The 1,387-nt window shown below is 67.7% G+C and carries 3 protein-coding genes; all 3 read left to right on the top strand.

Annotated features, from left to right (window positions below; translation table 11 throughout):
- Positions 1-185, top strand: a 185-nt coding sequence (locus ABD378_RS43635; RefSeq protein WP_344531025.1) for a hypothetical protein, incomplete at its 5' end; no start/stop codon positions are given.
- A 219-nt stretch (positions 186-404) separates the two neighbouring features.
- Complete coding sequence (locus tag ABD378_RS43630) at positions 405-935, top strand: hypothetical protein (protein ID WP_344531022.1); 531 nt, start codon at positions 405-407, stop codon at positions 933-935.
- A gap of 118 nt (positions 936-1,053) precedes the next feature.
- Positions 1,054-1,284, top strand: a complete 231-nt coding sequence (locus ABD378_RS43625) for a hypothetical protein (RefSeq protein WP_344531019.1) — start codon at positions 1,054-1,056, stop codon at positions 1,282-1,284.
- The last annotated feature ends 103 nt before the right edge of the window (positions 1,285-1,387 follow it).

The raw sequence follows: 1,387 nt of genomic DNA, 5'->3' as shown, positions 1-1,387 counted from the left end.
TCCAGCGCGCCCAGGGGCGGACCCTGACCGATGAGGAGACCGCCGCCGCCTTCCTGATCACCCTGGTTGCGGTGAGCGACATGGTCGACGGGGCGCTGGCGCAGAACCTCCTGGGGGAGGAGCAGCACCGTCACCTGCGGGCGCACCTGGACGGTATGAGGCGGGCACCCGACCTGCTGTCTTGAATATGCCGTGGGCATCAGCGCAGTTGAGGGGGCATGCGGACACACCGGCCGCTCACACACCGCTGATCATTTGACACAATCTGTTCAACTGGCGCCCCACCCGTGCCATTATGGGCGCTCCGGAACACCGCCGGAGTCACATCTTCCGGCCTCCGGCGCGCGCCCCGACCCCACGCGGACGCCCCACGCGCCCCAGGCCGCCTAGGGGACGGGGACACCATGGGCCGTGACGAAACCGCGACCGCCCGCCTGCGTGAACTCAACGCGCACTTCCGCGAGCATCCCCGCACCGGCCCAGCCGAACGCCACGCCCCCACCGTCACCTCCTCCGCGCCGCTCAACATCGGCATCCTCGATCACATGAAGGCCTGCGTCGACGAAGTCGTCCAGCACGCCCGCGCCACCGACCCCGCGACCGGTCCCGCCCCCGCCAAGGTCACCAGCCTCTACGACTGGTTCCGCGAGCACACCGCCCACGCCGGAGACGAACAGCAGCGCGTCCGCGAAACGGTGATCTACCGTCAGGGACTCGAGCACGCCATCCTCCAGGGCGACACCGACGTCGTGTGCACCCATCCCTGCCCCGGCTGCAGAACCTGGGGACTGCAGTGGGACCGGGCCCGCCGCCGCGCCCTGTGCCTGAACATGGACTGCCAAGACCGATCGGGAGGAGGCAGCACCTGGAGCCTGGGCCGCATCGCCACCCAGCACATCACCGCCCAGGAATCCCTCCGACGGCGTGCAACCTGAACGGCGGTTCAGTGGTCTAGCCTCCATAACCCCCACAACTGCATACGCCACACCTGCCACAACACCCGTCATCGGCCGCGGAGCTGCGAACTCGGCCGCCCGGTAATGGGAGTACGTCATGGCCGTCGCGTTCCACACCCCGATGCCCACCAGAATCCGGGACGGGGTCACGTTCAAAGAGGCGTCAGTCCTGCTGCGCAGGACTGGCCACCCTCGGTCGAAGGGCACCCTGCAGCGCTGGGCGCAGGAGGAAGGGATCACGACCGAACGGGTCGCCGGGACCGACTACGTATCCTTCACGGCCATCCTGAAGTTGCATGCCGTAAGAGTGCGCGGCGACGACAACTGAAGAGCACGCCACGCCAGAGCCCTGCCCCCAGACCCCGGGCGAGGGCTTTTCTCATGCCCCCACGTTACTTCTATTGCGTACGTAATAGATGAAGCGCTAGGGT

It is taken from the genome of Streptomyces rectiviolaceus (assembly GCF_039533825.1).
Taxonomy (GTDB): Bacteria; Actinomycetota; Actinomycetes; order Streptomycetales; family Streptomycetaceae; genus Streptomyces; species Streptomyces rectiviolaceus.
Note: the sequence above shows the minus strand (reverse complement) of the source record. Positions and strands in the feature narration are given on the sequence as shown.

Excerpts from the sequence above, each read along its gene's own strand:
- ABD378_RS43625 (WP_344531019.1), top strand. The coding sequence starts at position 1,054 with ATGGCCGTCGCGTTCCACACCCCGATGCCCACCAGAATCCGGGACGGG.
- ABD378_RS43630 (WP_344531022.1), top strand. The coding sequence starts at position 405 with ATGGGCCGTGACGAAACCGCGACCGCCCGCCTGCGTGAACTCAACGCG.